The organism is Bacteroides hominis, from assembly GCF_033042785.2.
Taxonomy (GTDB): domain Bacteria; phylum Bacteroidota; class Bacteroidia; order Bacteroidales; family Bacteroidaceae; genus Bacteroides; species Bacteroides hominis.
In genome coordinates this window covers 2,661,294-2,680,767 of sequence record NZ_CP178829.1, presented here as the reverse complement: position 1 = coordinate 2,680,767, position 19,474 = coordinate 2,661,294, and the positions used below count along the sequence as shown (strand labels likewise).

Annotated in this window: 12 protein-coding genes and 1 tRNA gene; 8 read left to right on the top strand and 5 right to left on the bottom strand. The window is 45.5% G+C overall.

What is annotated here, in order from left to right:
• Positions 1-23: 23 nt before the first annotated feature.
• The 5 genes from R3O62_RS11205 to feoB all read right to left on the bottom strand — a co-directional run bounded on the left by R3O62_RS11205 (position 24) and on the right by feoB (position 5,049).
• Positions 24-776, bottom strand: a complete 753-nt coding sequence (locus R3O62_RS11205; RefSeq protein ID WP_005809603.1) for a GNAT family N-acetyltransferase — start codon at positions 774-776, stop codon at positions 24-26.
• A 150-nt stretch (positions 777-926) separates the two neighbouring features.
• Positions 927-2,012, bottom strand: coding sequence for a pilus assembly protein N-terminal domain-containing protein (locus R3O62_RS11200; RefSeq protein ID WP_032530849.1), 1,086 nt, complete (start codon positions 2,010-2,012; stop codon positions 927-929).
• A gap of 221 nt (positions 2,013-2,233) precedes the next feature.
• A tRNA-Cys gene (locus R3O62_RS11195) sits at positions 2,234-2,305 on the bottom strand.
• Positions 2,306-2,356: 51 nt separating this feature from the next.
• Positions 2,357-2,569, bottom strand: coding sequence for a hypothetical protein (locus R3O62_RS11190; protein ID WP_005809609.1), 213 nt, complete (start codon positions 2,567-2,569; stop codon positions 2,357-2,359).
• Entirely contained in the window at positions 2,566-5,049 is a 2,484-nt protein-coding gene (feoB, locus tag R3O62_RS11185) for a ferrous iron transport protein B (protein WP_317472747.1), read from the bottom strand. Before feoB ends, R3O62_RS11190 begins: the two co-directional genes overlap by 4 nt.
• Positions 5,050-5,173: 124 nt before the next feature.
• Here feoB and tilS point away from each other — a divergent pair, with 124 nt between their 5' ends.
• From tilS to R3O62_RS11145, 8 genes are all read left to right on the top strand, one after another.
• Positions 5,174-6,469 carry a tRNA lysidine(34) synthetase TilS gene (gene tilS / locus R3O62_RS11180; protein WP_005809613.1) on the top strand — a complete coding sequence of 432 codons (1,296 nt, stop codon included), beginning with the start codon at positions 5,174-5,176 and terminating at the stop codon, positions 6,467-6,469.
• 347 nt (positions 6,470-6,816) lie between these two features.
• Positions 6,817-12,408: an alpha-2-macroglobulin family protein gene (locus R3O62_RS11175; RefSeq protein ID WP_317472688.1), complete on the top strand. Its 5,592-nt coding sequence runs from the start codon at positions 6,817-6,819 to the stop codon at positions 12,406-12,408.
• Positions 12,409-12,427: 19 nt separating this feature from the next.
• Positions 12,428-14,788 carry a penicillin-binding protein 1C gene (gene pbpC / locus R3O62_RS11170; protein WP_032530829.1) on the top strand — a complete coding sequence of 787 codons (2,361 nt, stop codon included), beginning with the start codon at positions 12,428-12,430 and terminating at the stop codon, positions 14,786-14,788.
• 24 nt (positions 14,789-14,812) lie between these two features.
• Complete coding sequence (locus R3O62_RS11165; protein WP_005809619.1) at positions 14,813-15,988, top strand: MFS transporter; 1,176 nt, start codon at positions 14,813-14,815, stop codon at positions 15,986-15,988.
• A 31-nt stretch (positions 15,989-16,019) separates the two neighbouring features.
• The gene (locus R3O62_RS11160; protein ID WP_005776072.1) at positions 16,020-16,457 is read left to right on the top strand and encodes a hypothetical protein; all 438 of its coding nucleotides are present in this window, start codon (positions 16,020-16,022) and stop codon (positions 16,455-16,457) included.
• Between the two features lie 5 nt (positions 16,458-16,462).
• Positions 16,463-17,341 (top strand): VIT1/CCC1 transporter family protein, encoded by an 879-nt coding sequence (locus R3O62_RS11155; RefSeq protein ID WP_005776070.1) that lies wholly within the window; start codon positions 16,463-16,465, stop codon positions 17,339-17,341.
• 24 nt (positions 17,342-17,365) lie between these two features.
• Positions 17,366-18,796 carry a Na+/H+ antiporter NhaC family protein gene (locus R3O62_RS11150; protein WP_005776069.1) on the top strand — a complete coding sequence of 477 codons (1,431 nt, stop codon included), beginning with the start codon at positions 17,366-17,368 and terminating at the stop codon, positions 18,794-18,796.
• A 68-nt stretch (positions 18,797-18,864) separates the two neighbouring features.
• The gene (locus R3O62_RS11145; protein WP_005776068.1) at positions 18,865-19,455 is read left to right on the top strand and encodes a DUF4251 domain-containing protein; all 591 of its coding nucleotides are present in this window, start codon (positions 18,865-18,867) and stop codon (positions 19,453-19,455) included.
• Positions 19,456-19,474: the final 19 nt, after the last annotated feature.

The window sequence follows — 19,474 nt, the reverse complement described above, 5'->3', positions numbered from 1 at the left end:
AAAGCATATCCGAATTTACATTTTCACTTTTTGAGTATCCTCTTTAAGTAGTCGACATCCAACAATAAATTCACAGTCTCAAACTTTCCTTTATAGAATACAGCCCAGTTATTGAAAACGCAGGGCAATTCCTTTGCTTTTTGTAACGTATCCACTTGAATGAAAGATACGGGAACGTCATTCATTTCGCAATACTGTTTTATTATTTCAATGTTTTGACAGATATAAGGACATTGCATATCATAGTAAATCGTCAGTTCGTTGCTTTCAATCTCCTGCTTCTTTACATTTTGCGCAAACCGGGGTATTGTTCCGTCAAAAGAAAGCGCAAGCAATTCATATCCGTTATCAGTAGTATCAACAACTTCAAAACCGAACTTCTTCGCAAATGATTGGTCAGAAAGCCAGGATTTTTGTTTTTTTGCTCCCAGCATACAAATACCGGATTTACCCTTTGCTTTGGCATCAGCCAAACAATACTCCATCAATGACTTTGCATACCCTTTTCCTTTGTAACTACCTAAAACCCATAAGCAATATACGTAATAATAGTTATCACCGGTTATGGGGACCCAAGCTGTTTCAAGGGGAGCATATTCGATAAAAACCGTAGCCTTTGCATTCAATTTTCTAAAGACGTGACCTTCATTCAGCCGGTCAGAAAGCCATCGCCGCTTTGCTTCAATACCCTGATGTGGCTTTTTACTGCGGATAATGCAACATAAATGCTCACCGGCAAGGTTTTCTGTTGTCAAATTTACAAAATCAGTATCCATACGCACCCTCACTTTAAATTTAGATATTATCAACCAACTGACCGGGATAGTGCTACTTTATGACTATTATTAATAAATCACAAAGCACCAATGTAGTGAATTTAAATGAAGAAACTTCACTGAGGGCTTCCTTCATAAAAAATAATTTTATCACTGTCTTGGTTCTGCATAAACGATATAGCGTGCCGAATCGTCTTCGTCAAGTAATAAAACCGCATTGGCGTTATCTGTAACCCATATAGCGCACGGATAGGCATTCGGATATACCTTTTGCTCGGAAAACAGTTCCTTATATAATCGAAAGATCTTTTGCTTATCCTTTTTATCTTCGTAAGTAGGTTGCGAATAGAATGAACAGAAGTAGTTATAAAGCACATCATAGCTTTGGCTCAGATATTTGTCGCTTGTAACATTAAAGTATGCAACTTCCACTGATGGGACACCAGCATTAAACCGATAAGTAGTCATCAAATCAGGGTTACTGCCAATAACATCGGCATAAGAAGTCCACGCCTGTGAAGTATTAGTCACATCCTTCCAATTAAATCCCAGAAAATCTTTATCATTAATGATAGTAACCGAAAGTATGTCTTGGTAAAGCACCTTGTTATCCTTCCATGCTGTAAGGCAAGTTTCATAATCTCCGGGGAATATAAAGCAGTGCCCCCACTCCATAACCAGATGGCTCTTAACTACTCCTTCTCCACTTTCACGTTCATACAACCGATAGCTGCCTTTCTGTCCATTCACTGTCCAGACTATTGAATCGCATACCTCTGACAGTAATCCCATCGTTATAGATTGCGAACCATCATTTGTTAGATAAAAATCCATACGATCAAAAACATTTTTCCTATTCCCTTTTTTAAGTGCAAGGTGAGGCATCGGCGCTTTGGTCACTTCCACTTTTATCGTGGCAGTCTCTCCTGTTTCATGATCGGTAACGATAATATCGGTTTCTCCATCCCGCTTACCTGTAATTTTGATATCAGAGGCATATTCCGTATTTCCACCCCATGTATAAACAGCATCAGCCACTTCACCATCAGTTATATCCAATGTCGTGTTTTCATGGGCCGTCAGCTTTACAGATTCACTACCGCCCAATATGATTTTGCATGAATTTACAGTCAACTCCAAATGGCAGGCAGATTCCGTTTCTTCATTGTTGCAACCAATAAGATTAATTGTGCACAAGAACAACAGTAGTAGTTTTGATAACTTTTTCGTTTTCATTTTTTTATAGTCTTTTTTACCTTTCATGAAAGTACTTGCAAATATAAGAAAAATGCAATACACTCTACTATGTACTGCATTTTTATATGTCTTACGACATATTATACGGAAATATGGAATCCTCATCTGTCGGATATGCTCAAAGTGGTCCCCGAAACGGTCTCCATAAAAAAAAATCCCTTGAAAGCACTTGACTTTCAAGGGATTTAAAGTAATGTTCGAGGTTCCTGGCGGATTCGAACCGCCGTACACGGTTTTGCAGACCGCTGACTAAGCCACTCATCCAAGGAACCTTGTTTCTCGTTTGCGGTTGCAAAGGTAGTACAAATTTTGAAACTACCAAACTATCCGCAGCAATTTTTCTTTGTCTTTTTTTTCTTAGACGAACACTCTTTCCGCTTCTTCTCCATCATATCCTTTAATTCACAGCCACTTGCACAACTTGCACAAGGGTTATCATTTTCTTTCACACGACGAAAAAAAACATAAATACCATAGAGGATGCGGGCTACACACAATATAATCAGTAACCCGACAACCCATTCTTGCCAATTCATAAAAACAATCCTCCTATCTGATAAACGGCAAATGAAACAATCCATGCCAATGCTGTGGTATATCCTGCCGTAAAGATAGCCCACTTCCAACTACCGGACTCTTGCTTGATGGGCACCAACGTGGCAATGCACGGGAAGTAGATCAGCACAAACAGCATATAGCTGAATGCTGCAAGCGGAGTGATCGGAATCCGTTCGGCCAGACTGACCGCATCGGCATCGGCATCATTTGTATAAAGTACACCGAGCGTACTTACTACCAACTCCTTGGCACCCACACCGGAAAGAAGACCGATACTCAGCTTCCAATCGAATCCTAACGGCTCAAGTACAGGCTCCACTGCCTGACCTATCTGCCCGATATAAGAGTTTTCCTGCTGTTCCGCCTGGGTAGGATAAGCATTATGATCCGAATAATAGCCCAAAAACCAAATGATAATGGAAGCAATCATAATGATACCTCCCATCTTTTTGAGGTATTGCGCGCCTTTTTCCCATGTATGCCGGAAGATAGACTTCATAGTCGGCATGCGGTAAGGTGGAAGTTCCATCACGAACGGAGTATCATCTCCCTTCACCAGAAAACGGCTGAACAAACGAGCCATAACAACCGCCAATGCGATTCCGATAACATAAATTCCCAATAAAACCAAACTGCCATTATTAGGAAAGAAAGCACCCACCAATACCAGGTAGATAGGCAGACGGGCACTGCACGACATCAACGGATTGACGAGCATGGTGATCAGACGGCTCTTCCGGTTCTCAATGGTACGTGAAGCCATTATTGCAGGCACATTACACCCGAAACCCATTATCAAAGGAATGAACGACTTACCGTGCAAGCCCATCTTATGCATGATTTTATCCATAATAAATGCGGCACGGGCCATATAACCCGAATCTTCCATCAAGGAAATGCAGAAATACAATATCAAGATGTTGGGCAGAAATACAATCACTCCTCCGACTCCACCAATGATACCGTCAATCATCATATCCTTCAGCGGGCCCTCGGACATGTTATCCCGAATCAGGTTACCCATCACCTCGACAAGCCACTCGATACCCATCATCGGGTACTCCCCAATTACAAACGTACCCTCGAACATCAGATACATAAAAAGGAAGAAAATGGGATATCCCCAAATGCGATGGGTCACAATGGAGTCGAGCACCTTCGTTGTCTGTTCCTGCTCCAGATGATTGTCGGTGAAAGTTTCTTTCAACGCTCCACTGATAAAACCATATTTAGCATCTGTCAAAGCAGATTCGCTATCTTCGTTCATTGTCTCCTGTATACGCCGGGCCGCTTTATCCCGTTTCTTTTCCACCTCTGCGGCATTGGGCAGAGTATGAATGAAGCGTTCTATTTCAGGATCATTCTCCAGCAATTTGATAGCCAGATAACGGGTAGAATATTTATGGCGGATAAATTCGTTCTTTGAGATTTCTTCTTTCACCGCATCGATAGCCTTCTCCAAATCGGGGCCATGATTGATATGAATATGGCGGAATACTTTGCCCACCGGTTCTTTACCATGGGTATAGTCGGCAGGATGTTCGCCGTGATCCTTAAAGTTAGGCAGGGTCTGATGCCAATCCATGATTTCCTTAGCCACTTCCGGATGGATATGCCCTTTTTTATCAATAAAGTCGGCACCTTCGTAGAGATTGATAACGACATGGAAAAGACGGTCTACTCCGATATTTTTCTTGCAAACAGTAGGTACCATCGGAACACCGAACAAATTGCCCAGCAGGCGGTGATCAAGGGTATTACCGCTGGCTTCCAGCTCATCGTACATATTGAGGGCTACTACCATGCGTACATTCATATCGATAAGCTGGGTAGTAAGATAGAGATTACGCTCCAGGTTGGAAGAATCGACCACATTAATGATCACATCCGGCGTTTCATCAATGATGTGGCGGCGGACATAAATTTCTTCGGGAGTATAAGCTGACAGAGAGTAAGTACCGGGCAAGTCGACTATCTTGAAGTGATAACCCTGGAAATCAAAATATCCTTCTTTGGCATCTACGGTCACACCGCTATAATTGCCTACATGTTCGTGGGCTCCTGAAGCCAGATTGAAAAGAGAAGTCTTACCACAGTTCGGATTACCGACCAGCGCCACATTTATCGTACGCCGTTTTCCAAGGGCAACCCGCTTCAAATCTTCCTCTTTTACGTCAATATCTTCAGTCAATCCCTGATGATAAGCAGATTCCTGTGTTTGTAACTTAGCCTCCTGCTCGCTGATGATCTCGATCATATCAGCCTCCTGTCGCCGCAGAGAGATTTCATAACCCATTATTTTGTATTTGATCGGGTCTTTCAGTGGAGCATTAAGCAATACTTCTACGGTTTTTCCCTTGATAAAACCCATCTCCACAATCCGTTTACGGAAGCCGCCGTGTCCCAGCACTTTGACTATGACTCCCTTCTCACCTGTTTTTAATTCGGACAATCGCATAGTGTGTGTACCTCTAATTTTGGCGCAAAGATAATTCATAACTTTGTGGCATGCAAATTATTTAGATTGTTTTTAAATAAGAGAGAATTCTTATCCATATTGACAAAACTATTATCTTTGCAATATGATACAACATAGAATAGCACAATACATCGAAAAAGAGAAGCTCTTTTATCTGAATGACAAGGTATTGGTAGCACTAAGCGGCGGAGCCGATTCTGTGGCTTTGCTACGATTGTTGCTATCAATGGGGTACACCTGTGAAGCTACCCATTGCAATTTCCATCTGCGGGATAAAGAATCGGACAGAGATGAAGCATTTGTACGCCGGTTGTGCCATGAAGCGGAAGTACCTTTACATACCGTACATTTTGATACAATTCAATATGCCGCCGACAAACACATTTCTATCGAGATGGCTGCCCGTGAATTACGCTACGAGTGGTTCGAAACGCTCAGGAAACAGCGTGGAGCAGCTGTTATCGCAGTAGCTCACCATAAAGACGACAGCGTAGAGACCGTATTACTGAATCTGATCCGGGGTACCGGCATTAACGGACTGCTCGGAATCCGTCCAAAGAACGGAAACATCGTACGCCCTTTGCTTTGCCTGAGCCGCGATGAAATAATCGCATACCTGCAACGCATGAATCAGGATTACGTAACGGACAGTACCAATCTTTTGGATGATTATACCCGGAATAAAATTCGTTTGAACCTGTTACCTCTGATGCAGGAAATCAATCCATCGGTTAAAGAGAGCATTATCCGCACGACTAACTACCTGAATGACACGGCAACTCTATACAATAAAGGTATAGAAGAAGCACGGACACGCGTGCTGACCTCCGAAGGTATCCGGATAGAGGCTTTACTGCAAGAACCGGTACCGGGAGCCATCCTCTTCGAACTGTTGCATCCGCTCGGTTTCAACGCCGCCCAAATAGAAAGTATACAACAATCACTCGACGGACAGCCGGGAAAAGTCTTCATCGGTAAAGGGTGGAAAGTCATAAAAGACAGGGAATTGCTGCTAATTGAAGAAGATATAAAGGAGGAAGAAGCCAAACCACCTTTCCGTCTGGTTACGGAAGTATATGATTATACTCCTGAATTTATAATTCCCAAAGATAAAAAAACAGCTTGCTTTGATGCAGACAAGATGGATGCAGCATGGTGTATAAGAAAATGGAAACAAGGTGATGTGTTTATTCCTTTTGGAATGATCGGCAAAAAGCGTGTAAGCGACTATTTGACGGACCGGAAGTTCTCCCTGAGTGACAAGAAGAAACAATGGGTGTTGTGTTGCGGAGAACGAATTGCCTGGTTGATAGGAGAACGAACGGACAATCGGTTTAAAGTAAGCAACAACACAAAGCGGGTAATGATTATCCGAATCTCCCCCAAAGATATCAACTAAAAATCAACTGATTACATTTACCAAGCCCTTACCGACACATGTAAAAGCATTTACTCCGGCATATAAAAGCATTTACCCCGGCGTGTAAAAGCATTTACCCCGGCGTGTAAAGGCATTTACCCCGGTATGTAAAAGCATTTACCTCGGTGTGTAAATGATGACTACATCCGAAGCGCCACATGCCCTCACTATAGATGACGTAAGCTACACATCTGCCGGGCAAACCAAAAAACAGAGCCTCGCGACACTTTCTATCGGATAAATTGTATCTTTGTAAATCCAAATCTTGAAAGTAGAGATAAAAACGAACGGACGATAAAATAATAACTAACTAAACATGATTCATTATGAAAGGGAAAAAGAATCTTTTAATTCTATTCTCCTGTGTGTTTATGATCATCATCGCAGGATTATTCGCTTGCACACGCAGCGCTAAAGAAATTATTCCGTCTTCGGAATACGCTCCTTACGTCAATGCCTATACGGGCGGTGTCATTTCTCAATCTTCTCCCATACGGATTGAGTTGACGCAGGACCAGCCGATGGTGGACTTAAACAATGAACTAAAGGATAATCCGTTCCGCTTCACTCCTTCGATAAAAGGGAAGGCCTATTGGGTCAGTAATAATACTGTCGAGTTTCTTCCGGAAGAGGGACAACTGAAACCGGGAGAACTGTATCAAGGAACATTCCAGCTGGGAAATTTCGTTGAAGTGGATAGCAAATTGAAATCATTCGACTTCTCCTTCCGGGTACAGGAAAGCAATTTCACATTACATACAGCTCCGCTTGAAATAACCGCCTCTTCACCCGATAAAGTAACTGTGAAAGGAGAGATCCGTTTCAGCGATAAAACGACTAAGGAGCAGGTAGAAAAAATGCTTTCTGCCAGTGGCGGGCTGTCTTCTCCGACAGTCACCGTAGAGTCCACCTCCAATCCGTCAGCCTATAGCTTCGTCATCGGCAATATCCAAAGAAATAAACAAGACTACGAACTTGAAATCACAGCAGACGGAAAGTCCGCCGGAATTGACCGGAAACAAAGTGAAACAATCACTATTCCTGCCAAAGACAGTTTCCGCTTCCTTTCTGCCGAACGTATCGACCAACCGGAAAACGGAATACAAATCGTCTTCTCAGACCCGGTTTCGGATGCTCAGGATTTAAAAGGACTGATCGAAATACCGGAGATTTCTTCGTATATCTTTCAGGTAACGGATAACCGTGTGAATGTTTATTTTGAAGCCAGTCAGCTCAGCAAGCTTACACTGAAAATACACGAAGGCATAAAAAACAGCCAAGGAAAAGCACTGGGAAACTCACACTCTATCTCTTTCGGCGAACTGAGCCTGAAACCTCAGGTAGAAATAGCCTCTGCAGGTGCCATCATTCCCGACTCAAAAAACCTTGTCATTCCGTTCCGGGCCGTCAACCTGTATGCAGTAGATTTGCGGGTTATCCGCATCTTCGAAAACAATGTACTGATGTTTATGCAAAACAATTCGCTTTCTTCGGCCAATGAATTAAGAAGATCCGGAAGACTGGTTTACAAAAAAACATTGTTTTTAGGCAAAGATTCATCAAAAGACCTTCATAAATGGGAAAACTATTCTATTGACCTGGCAGGTCTGATCCATCAGGAACCGGGTGCTATTTATCGTGTCATCCTTTCGTTCAAACAGGAGTATTCGGCCTACCCTTGTGGTGGTGGTGAAAGCCCGAGAATGCAATTTTCCGAGGAAACCGAATCTTTGACCAAAGTCACATCCGGCACTCTTCCGGAAGAAGATGAAGCTGTCTGGGACAAACCCGAAACATATTATTATTTCAGCGGAAATGAAAATGCCGACTGGAGTCAGTACCGATGGGATGAACGGAACAACCCTTGTCATCCGTCTTATTACATGACATCTGACCGGATAGCCACCTGTAATGTGCTGGCTTCCAACATCGGCATGATTGTGAAACGCAATTCAATGAATAAACTTTGGATAGCAGTAAACAACATCTTGGATACCAAACCGGTGGAAAAAGCCCAAGTCACTGTTTACAATTTCCAGTTACAGCCTGTAGGCAAAGCAGTGACGGATTCGGAAGGTTTCGCCACAATTGAAACGAAAGGAGTGCCTTTCATCGTAGTAGCGGAATCAGACAAGCAAAAAGCCTACGTAAAAGTAGCAGACGGAGAAGAACAGTCCACCAGCCGCTTTGATGTGGGCGGCAAGGACATCCAAAAAGGCTTGAAAGGATTTGTGTACGGTGAAAGAGGAGTATGGCGTCCGGGAGACACTCTGCATATCTCGTTTATTCTGGAAGATCGTACCAAACGTATTCCGGACAAACATCCTGTAGCATTGGAACTCTATAATCCAAGGGGGCAATTTTATAGCAAACTTATTTCAACCAACGGACTGAATGGATTCTATACATTTAAGATCCCGACGCAGGCAGAAGACCCAACCGGACTATGGAATGCGTACATAAAGGTGGGAGGTACTGCCTTTCACAAAGCGCTTCGGGTAGAAACCATCAAGCCGAACCGCCTGAAAATAAACCTGAAATTGCCGGGAGAAATACTGAAAGCTTCAGATAAAGAAGTACAGGCACATCTTTCGTCAGCATGGCTGACAGGAGCCACTGCATCACGCCTGAAGGCAAAGGTAGAAATGTCTTTATCGAAAGTCAACACCCAATTCAAGAATTATGGAACTTACATTTTCAATAATCCGGCTACGGAATTCACCTCGGTAAGAACCGATGTATTCAGTGGTACACTGGACGAAAGTGGCAATGCCGGATTCATGCTGAAACTTCCTGCCTCGGAAAATGCCCCGGGCATGCTTCAAGCCAACATCACGACTCAGGTATTCGAGCCGGGTGGAGATGCCAGTATCCAAACTCAGTCTGTCCCCTACTCTCCTTTCCCGTCATACGTAGGTATCAACCTGAACCAACCGCAGGGCAGATATATCGAAACAGATAAAGATCATGTGTTTGATGTCATTACAGTCAGTCCCGACGGAAAACCGGTGAACCGTTCCGGGCTGGAATACAAAATATACCGCATCAGTTGGAGTTGGTGGTGGGAAAACGATAACGAATCATTCGAAACATACATCAACAGCAGCTCCATCAGCCCCGTAGCTACAGGACGACTCAACACAGTAGGCGGAAAGGGACAATTCAGCTTCAGAGTGAATTATCCGGATTGGGGACGGTATCTGGTTTACGTAAAAGACCGCGAAAGCGGACATGCTACGGGAGGTACCATCTATGTGGACTGGCCTGACTGGCGGGGACGTTCCAACAAGAGTGACCCGAGTGGTATCAAGATGTTATCTTTCTCCATCGACAAGGACTCCTACGAACCGGGAGAAACCGTAACAGCCATATTGCCGGCTTCCGCAGGAGGAAGAGCACTGGTAACACTTGAAAACGGTTCGTCCGTAATTCAACGGGAGTGGATTGAAGTATCGGGGAAGGAGGACACCAAATATCAGTTTAAGGTGACTCCCGAAATGGCTCCGAATGTTTATCTTCATATCAGCCTGCTGCAACCCCATGCGCAAACGGTAAACGACCTCCCTATCCGCATGTACGGTATAATGCCGGTATTCGTAACTGATAAACAAACGGTTCTTGAGCCGCAAATCAAGATGCCGGAAGTGCTTCGTCCCGAACAGGCATTCAACCTGACCGTAAGCGAAAGGCACGGTAAACCGATGACTTATACGCTCGCTATTGTAGATGACGGGCTGCTTGATTTAACCAACTTCAAGACACCGGATCCCTGGAACAGTTTCTATGCCCGTGAGGCACTGGGAATCCGTACTTGGGATATGTATGACGATGTACTGGGAGCCACAGCGGGAAGCTATGGATCGATGTTCAGCACAGGCGGTGATGAAACCCTGAAGCCATCGGACCAGAAAGCAAACCGCTTCAAACCGGTAGTGAAATTCATCGGTCCTTTCAGTATTGCCAAAGGAAAAAGCCGCACTCACCAGATCACTTTACCGATGTATGTAGGTTCCGTACGTGCCATGGTAGTGGCCGGTCAGGACGGAGCATACGGAAATGCAGAAAAAACTGCTCCTGTACGCACTCCGTTAATGATTCTTTCGACACTGCCACGTGTACTGAGTACCGGTGAAGAGATTGAAGTTCCTGTTAACGTATTCGCATTGGAAAACAGTGTGAAGAATGTAAACGTATCCATACAGGCTTCCGGTGCCGGAGTACAAGTGAACGGCAGCAAGCAGCAGACGCTTACTTTCAACCAAACCGGTGACCGGCTTATCTTCTTTAAATTAAAGACAGGTACGAAAACCGGGAAAGCTACCATCCATCTGGCTGCTAACGGTAACGGACAAAGTACCAAAGAAACAATCGAGATAGAGGTACGTAATCCGAATCCGGCAGTCACTTTGCGTGAGAGTAAATGGGTGGAAGCCGGAAAGAGTGAAGAGCTCCATTACCAGTTAAGTAACGGTTCGGAAGGAAACAGTATACAGTTGGAGGTCTCACGCATCCCGTCTGTCGACATAAGCCGCCGTTTCGATTTCCTATACAATTATCAGCACAACTGTACAGAGCAACTGACTTCAAAAGCCCTTCCGCTGCTGTTCGTCAGCCAGTTCAAAACAGTAGACAACGAGGAATCGGAAAAGATAAAAACCAATGTACAGGAAGCCATCCGTCAACTATACGGGCGTCAACTTCCCAACGGAGGCTTCGTCTATTGGCCGGGAGATGCCTCGGCAAACGAATGGATCACCTCTTATGCAGGTATGTTCCTGGTATTGGCACAAGAAAAGGGTTATGCAGTGAACAGCAATGTATTGAACAAATGGAAACACTTCCAAAAGGCAGCATCCCAGAATTGGCAACCCGTCACACAAGAGCAGAACTGGTGGCATTGGCAGGCAGACCTCCAGCAGGCTTTCCGCCTTTACACACTGGCTATGGCGGGATCACCTGAACATGGAGCCATGAACCGGATGAAAGAATTGCCGGCACTCTCGCAACAAGCCAAATGGCGTTTGGCAGCCGCCTATGCACTCAACGGCAAAGAGAAAGCAGCCGGTGAACTGGTATTCAGCGCTAAGACAACCGTAGAACCTTATTCATCGAATAACTATGTATACGGTTCATCCGATCGTGACGAAGCAATGATACTTGAAACCTTATTGCTGATGAACCGCCAGCGTGAGGCCATGGAACAAGCCAAAATCGTTTCACACAACCTGGCACAAGAGACATGGTTCAGCACACAGTCTACTGCCTTTTCATTGATGGCAATGGGACGTTTGGCAGAAAAACTGTCCGGTACGCTGGACTTTAACTGGACGTTGAATGGCAAACAGCAACCGGCTGTAAAATCAGCCAAAGCCATATACGAGGCATCACTCCCCACTTCACCACATGAAGGAAAAGTAATCCTGAAAAATAACGGGAAAGGATCTCTAAACGCAGATCTGATCACACGTACCCAATTACTGAACGACACATTGCCGCCGATGGCCAATAATCTACGCCTGAACGTAAGGTATTTAGACAATAACGGCTCGCCGATAGATACACGTTCTCTGAATCAGGGTACGGACTTTATGGCAGTGGTAACTGTAGCCAACATCAGTGGTACGACGGATTATACGAATCTGGCACTGACACATATCATTCCTGCCGGCTGGGAGATCTTTAATGAACGAATGGCAGGACAGATTACGACCTCTGCTCCTTATAGCTATCAGGATATTCGCGATGACCGGATACTGACCTACTTTAACTTACGGCAGGGACAAGCCAAAACATTTACCGTCCGCTTACAGGCGACCTATGCCGGTGATTTTGTTATGCCGGCTATCCAGTGTGAAGCGATGTATGATGCTAATGCACAGGCAAGGACACAGGCCGGAAGGACGCAAGTCATCAGGTAAAACGATCAAATAAAACCTGATGAACCGTATTCTTAAACCAGACAATCTTCCCCCCTCCCCACAAAGGAGGGGGTGGAAGAAATATTTCAAAAGTTGGTGGAAGATTTCTCTCTTCCTCCTACTTCTCCTATACTTATTTTGTCTTCCCCGGCAATTATTCACCTCTCCCTATTCTACTGTCTTGGTTGACCGTAATGGGGAACTTCTCGGTGCCCGTATCGCCACGGATGGACAATGGCGTTTCCCTCCGCGCGACAACACACCGGAAAAAGTAGCTACCTGTCTGGTTGAATTTGAGGACCGCCAATTCTACCGCCATTGGGGAGTCAACCCCTTGGCAATAGGCAGAGCCGCCCTGCAAAATCTCAGACACAAGCGAATCGTCAGCGGGGGAAGTACTCTTACGATGCAAACGATTCGGCTGGCACGGAACAAGCCGCGTACATTCAAGGAAAAACTGATCGAGATGATAGGAGCCACCCGGCTGGAGTTCCGTTATTCCAAGAAGAAGATATTGTCACTTTATGTTTCGCATGCCCCCTTCGGAGGTAATGTAGTGGGACTGGATGCTGCTGCATGGCGCTATTTCGGACACTCGGCAGAAGAACTATCCTGGGCGGAATCGGCTATGCTTGCCGTACTTCCCAACTCTCCCGCCATGATCCACCTTTCGAAAAGCCGGCAAGCATTACTTGACAAACGAAACCGACTGCTGACACACCTGCACCAAAAAGGTATTCTCGATACTTCCACTTATGAACTGGCTATCAGCGAGCCACTCCCCCAGGAACCTTTGCCTCTTCCACAGATAGCTCCCCATCTGACAGACCATTTCTATCAGACCCGAAATGGAGAATATTCCGTATCGACCATCGACAAGGGTATACAAACTCAGATAGAAAGTCTGGTAGAACGGTGGAACAGCGAATTCAAGCGAAGTGATATCCGAAATATGGCCATCCTCGTAATTGACATTCGTACCAATCAGGCCATTGCTTATTGCGGCAATGTACACTTCGACAAGAAAAAGAGCGGTAACCAGGTAGATGTAATCCGGTCACCACGCAGCACAGGAAGCATTCTCAAGCCCTTTCTTTATTATGCAATGCTACAGGAAGGAGAGATTCTTCCCAATACTCTGTTACCGGACGTTCCGGTCAACATTAATGGCTTTACTCCACAAAACTTCAACCAGCAATTCGAAGGTGCCGTACCGGCTTCGGAAGCCATCGCACGTTCGCTCAACATTCCTTCGGTCACAATGTTACAACGGTATGGAGTACCCAAGTTCCACAATTTTCTGAAGCAGATAGGGCTGACCACCTTAAACCGTCCCTCAGGACACTATGGACTTTCTTTGATTCTGGGAGGAGCGGAAGCTACCCTTTGGGATGTCACTTCGGCCTATGCCAATATGGGACGCAGCCTCAACGGACTGGTACAGGCCCCTTGTACCTTATTATTATCGGACTCCCTCTCCGCCCACCGATCTCCGGCCATCATTCAACATCCGCCATTCCAGCCCGGAGCAGTCTGGCAGACATTTGACGCCATCAAAGAAGTAAACCGCCCCGAAGAGATAGACTGGCGTACCATTCCTTCCATGCAAACCATTGCCTGGAAAACGGGTACCAGTTATGGTTTCCGGGATGCCTGGGCAGTGGGGGTAACTCCCAAATATGCCGTAGGTGTATGGGTCGGAAATGCTACGGGTGAAGGCAAGCCCGGACTGGTAGGGGCCCGTACAGCGGGGCCTGTCCTGTTCGATGTATTCAATCTGCTCCCCTCCTCTCCTTGGTTCGAGCGCCCACAAGGTAAACTGGTTGAAGCAGAGATCTGTCGGCAATCCGGACATTTGAAAGGACGGTTTTGTGAAGAAACAGATACCCTGCTAATTCTTCCGGAAGGCCTCAGAACGGAAGCCTGCCCCTATCACCACCCGGTCACCCTATCAGCAGATGAACGGTTCCGTATCTACGAAAACTGTGCTGACAGTGAACCGGTTGCCCGCCGAAACTGGTTTACCCTTCCACCCGTATGGGAGTGGTATTATAAACAGCATCATCCTGAGTATCATCCTCTCCCCCCCTTCAAACCCGGATGCGGAGAAGACCGTTTCCAGCCGATGCAGTTTATCTATCCTCCGATGGGAGCGCGGATCCATCTGCCTAAACAGATGGATGGTAACCAAGGACAGCTGACCGTCGAATTGGTCCACAGCCATCCCAACACAACTGTCTACTGGCATCTGGACGAAACCTACCTGATGCAGACACAAGACTTCCATAAATTCTCTCTACGCCCTGCTCCGGGAAAGCACTCGCTGACAGCAGTAGACGACGAAGGAAATACAATTTCAACAACGTTCTTTGTGGAATAGCCCCCAAAATGGTAACTTTGCGCCATGAAACAGATTTTGAAAGAAAATGGTGGATTACCGGCTTCAATACTTTGGACACTCGCCATTGTTGCAGGCATATCGGTAGCCAACCTTTACTATAACCAGCCCTTACTGAACATGATTCGCCATGAACTGGGCGTTTCGGAGTTTAAAACCAATCTGATCGCCATGGTGACACAGATCGGTTATGCGCTCGGATTATTGTTTATCGTTCCTTTAGGTGACTTATACCAGCGGAAACGTATCATTCTTACCAGTTTCTCCGTATTGATTCTCTCGTTGCTCGTCATCGCAATGGCTCCCAACATCCATATCATTCTTTGTGCTTCGCTTCTCACAGGTATCTGTTCGGTGATGCCACAAATATTTATCCCGATAGCCTCTCAGTTCTCGCGTCCGGAAAACAAGGGACGGAACGTAGGGATCGTAGTTTCGGGATTACTGACCGGCATCTTGGCTTCACGAGTGGTCAGCGGATTTATAGGAGAACTGTTTGGCTGGCGCGAAATGTATTATATCGCCGCAGGTATGATGCTGTTATGTGGCATTGTGGTCATGCGGGTATTGCCGGACATACGCCCTAACTTTCAGGGAAGGTATAGCGACTTAATGAAGTCTTTGTATTCATTATTGAAGCAATATCCCGAACTTCGCATTTTCTCTGTCCGTGCAGCACTTGCTTTCGGTTCATTTCTGGCTATGTGGTCGTGTCTGGCATTTAAGATGGGAGGTGCCCCGTTCTATGCCGACAGCCATGTCATCGGTATGTTAGGGTTGTGTGGCATTGCCGGTGCTTTGTCAGCTTCCCTCGTAGGAAAGTATGTACGGAGAGTCGGGGTCAGACGATTCAATTTCATCGGATGCGGACTGATTTTATTGGCTTGGTTCCTGCTGTTTGCAGGGGAAAACTCTTATTGGGGTATAGTTGCCGGCATCATTATCATCGATATAGGTATGCAATGTATCCAATTAAGCAACCAGACCCGCATCTTCGAACTCTGTCCGAGTGCTTCTAACCGCATTAATACGATTTTTATGACCACTTACTTCATAGGTGCCTCTACGGGGACGTTTCTGGCAGGAACATTCTGGCAGGCATTCGGTTGGCATGGAGTTGTTGGTACGGGAATAGCATTGACCATCGGTTCACTGCTGATTACTTTTTTCTCAAAACGATAATCCGAAGTCACCTAATAATTGTTATATAGACATGAAGTACGGAGTAAACAGACAAGTATTATTAATCACAGCCGGTATCGTCTGGATAATAGCGGGGGCCAATCTCCTGCGTATAGGTATTGTGACCTGGCTCAATGACTCACGCCACTGGCACTTCAAGGTAGGCGAAGCTACGGTTGTCTTCCTATTGTTTTTTATTCTCGTCTTCCGAAAGCTCTACTATAAACATACCCGCCGGATCGAACAAAAGAAAAAGGAAAAGAATTGCCCCTTCTCTTTTTTCGACGCAAAGGGATGGATTGTCATGTGCTTCATGATAGCGATGGGAATCACCATTCGTTCGCTACATCTGTTACCCGATACGTTCATCTCGGTTTTCTACACCGGACTCTCACTGGCACTTATGTTCACAGGGGTATTATTTATCCGCTATTGGTGGTGCAGAAGACAGGATATCTTGCAAAATTAAGAGTTATGAAAACGAACCTGAATAAAGAAATGAATGAAGAGTTTATCCGTTTCCAAAGAAACGAAAAAACCGAAAGCATCGTATACGAACGGCTGGCCTCTATTGAAAAAGACGAATCGAACCGCAGAGTATTACGCCTGATTTCAGCAGAAGAAAAGGCACATTATGCCACACTGAAGAAGTATACAGGAACCGATGTAGCACCCGACCGGATGCGTATAGCCAAATACTACTGGTTGGCACGGGTCCTGGGTATTACATTTGCAATTAAGCTGATGGAATCGAGCGAAGAGAACGCACATCATGATTATGCCAAATATACCGATTTTCCGGATCTCCAGCAGTTGGCCAAAGAAGAGGAAATCCACGAACAGAAACTAATCGGACTGATCAACGAAGAGCGGCTTGAATATATGGGATCGGTAGTACTCGGCCTAAATGATGCCTTGGTAGAGTTTACCGGAGCACTGGCCGGTTTCACTTTGGCATTAAGCGACTCCAGGCTGATTGCCCTGACCGGAAGCATCACCGGAATAGCGGCAGCTTTATCAATGGCTTCGTCCGAATACCTCTCGACCAAATCGGAAGGCGGAGAAAACAAACACCCGGTGAAAGCAGCTATCTATACGGGAATCGCCTATATCATCACGGTGGCGGCACTGGTTGCTCCGTTCATCCTGATTGAAAACGTACTGATAGCTTTAGGGGTAATGTTGGCCATGGCTTTAATGATCATCGCATTGTTCAATTACTACTATTCCGTGGCACGCGGAGAGAGCTTCCGCAAAAGATTTACCGAAATGGCGGTACTCAGTTTCAGTGTAGCCGGTATCAGCTTCCTGATAGGTTACGCACTGAAAACATTTACAGGAATAGATGCTTGAAAATAAAAAAGGAAAAGAAGAATCATGAAAAAAATCCCCTCGCCCCTTGTCTCGTTGATCCCCTTGATCGTACTGGTTGCCCTGCTATTTGCCACCATACGCACATTTGGCAGCGATGCACTCAGCGGAGGCAGCCAGGTGTCCCTCCTGACCACAACAGCTGTTTGTGTACTGATCGGCATGGGATTCTACAAGATAGGATGGAAAGACTTTGAACTGGCTATTACGAACAATATTACCGGTGTATCTTCCGCACTGATTATCCTCTTAATTATTGGCGCCCTGAGTGGTGCGTGGATGATCAGTGGCGTAGTTCCGACACTGATTTATTACGGTATACAAATCATTCATCCCAGTTTTTTCCTGACCTCTACCTGCATTATTTGCGCATTGGTATCGGTTATGACCGGAAGTTCCTGGACCACGATTGCCACCATCGGGATCGCCCTAATGGGAATCGGGAAAGCACAAGGTTTTGAAGAAGGATGGATCGCCGGAGCTATTATTTCGGGAGCTTACTTCGGAGATAAAATCTCACCGTTATCGGATACTACGATATTAGCCGCCTCGGTTACCGACACCCCCCTGTTCAAGCACATCCGCTATATGCTGATAACCACTGTGCCATCATTAATCATCACCTTGATAATCTTCACTGTAGCCGGGCTGTCACACAATGCCGGAAATACAGAACATATAGCAGAGTTCTCGGCAGCACTGGCAGGAAAATTCCACATTACGCCATGGTTGCTGATTGTACCGATAGGAACAGGCATACTGATTGCCCGTCGGGTACCTTCCATTATCACCTTGTTCTTGTCGGCAGCATTGGCAGGAGTATTTGCGGTATTCTTCCAACCCGATCTGTTGCAAGAAATATCCGGTGCTCAGAATTCCGAAGGCATTCAGTCCATCTTTAAAGGATTGATGATGACCCTTTATGGAGGAACCAGTTTACAGACAAGCAACGAAGCGCTCACCGAACTTGTGGCCACCCGCGGCATGGCGGGTATGATGAATACGGTATGGCTTATCATCTGTGCCATGTGCTTCGGAGGAGCCATGACTGCCAGCGGAATGTTGGGAAGTATCACTTCCGTATTTGTCCGCTTCATGAAAAATACGGTTAGCATGGTGGCTTCTACGGTCTGTTCGGGTATCTTCCTGAACCTCGCCACAGCCGACCAATATATCAGCATTATCCTGACCGGAAACATGTTCCGGGATATATATGAAAAGAAAGGTTATGAAAGCTGTCTGCTCAGCCGGACTACGGAAGATTCTGTTACAGTAACTTCCGTCTTGATACCATGGAATACCTGCGGAATGACACAGGCCACGATATTAAGTGTTCCGACACTGGTTTATCTTCCTTATTGCTTCTTCAACATTATCAGTCCGTTAATGAGCATTACGATTGCCGCTATCGGATATAAAATTGTGAGACGCAAGTGAACAATCTGAAAAGGGAGTTGTTCTTGGAATAAACGAACAACAGTTTTAAACCTAAACAAAAAAAAGTTATGAAAAAGTTTATTGCATTAGTAGCATTGGTATTAGTAAGTGCATCGACCATGATGTATGCACAAGAGTCTAACAGGGAGGTGCGTCGGGCAGACCGCAAGGCACAAAGAGACGCCGAAAGAGCCAGACTGAAAGCCGAAGAACAGGCTGCCGACCAAGTAGCGTATCAACAAGCCGTACAAGCTATCAAAGACAAACAGTTTGTATTGGAAGCCGACCAAGTGATTTTCAAACGTGGCCAGACCGCTTTCGTGTCGTCAAACACTAACTTTGTGATGCTGAATGGACAGAGAGCAACTGTGCAGGTGGCATTCAACACTCCGTACCCCGGCCCTAACGGAATTGGTGGTGTAACTGTGGATGGAACTACTTCGGACGTAAAAGTGACTACCGATAAAAGAGGAAACGTAAACTGTAACTTCAGCGTACAGGGTATCGGTATCTCGGCTCAGGTATTTATCACATTGACCAACGGTGGAAATAACGCTACTGTAACCATTAACCCGAACTTCAACTCCAATACATTAACTCTGAGCGGTAACCTCGTTCCGCTGAGTCAGTCGGATGTATTTAAAGGCCGTTCATGGTAATAAAAGTAACGAGTGGCCC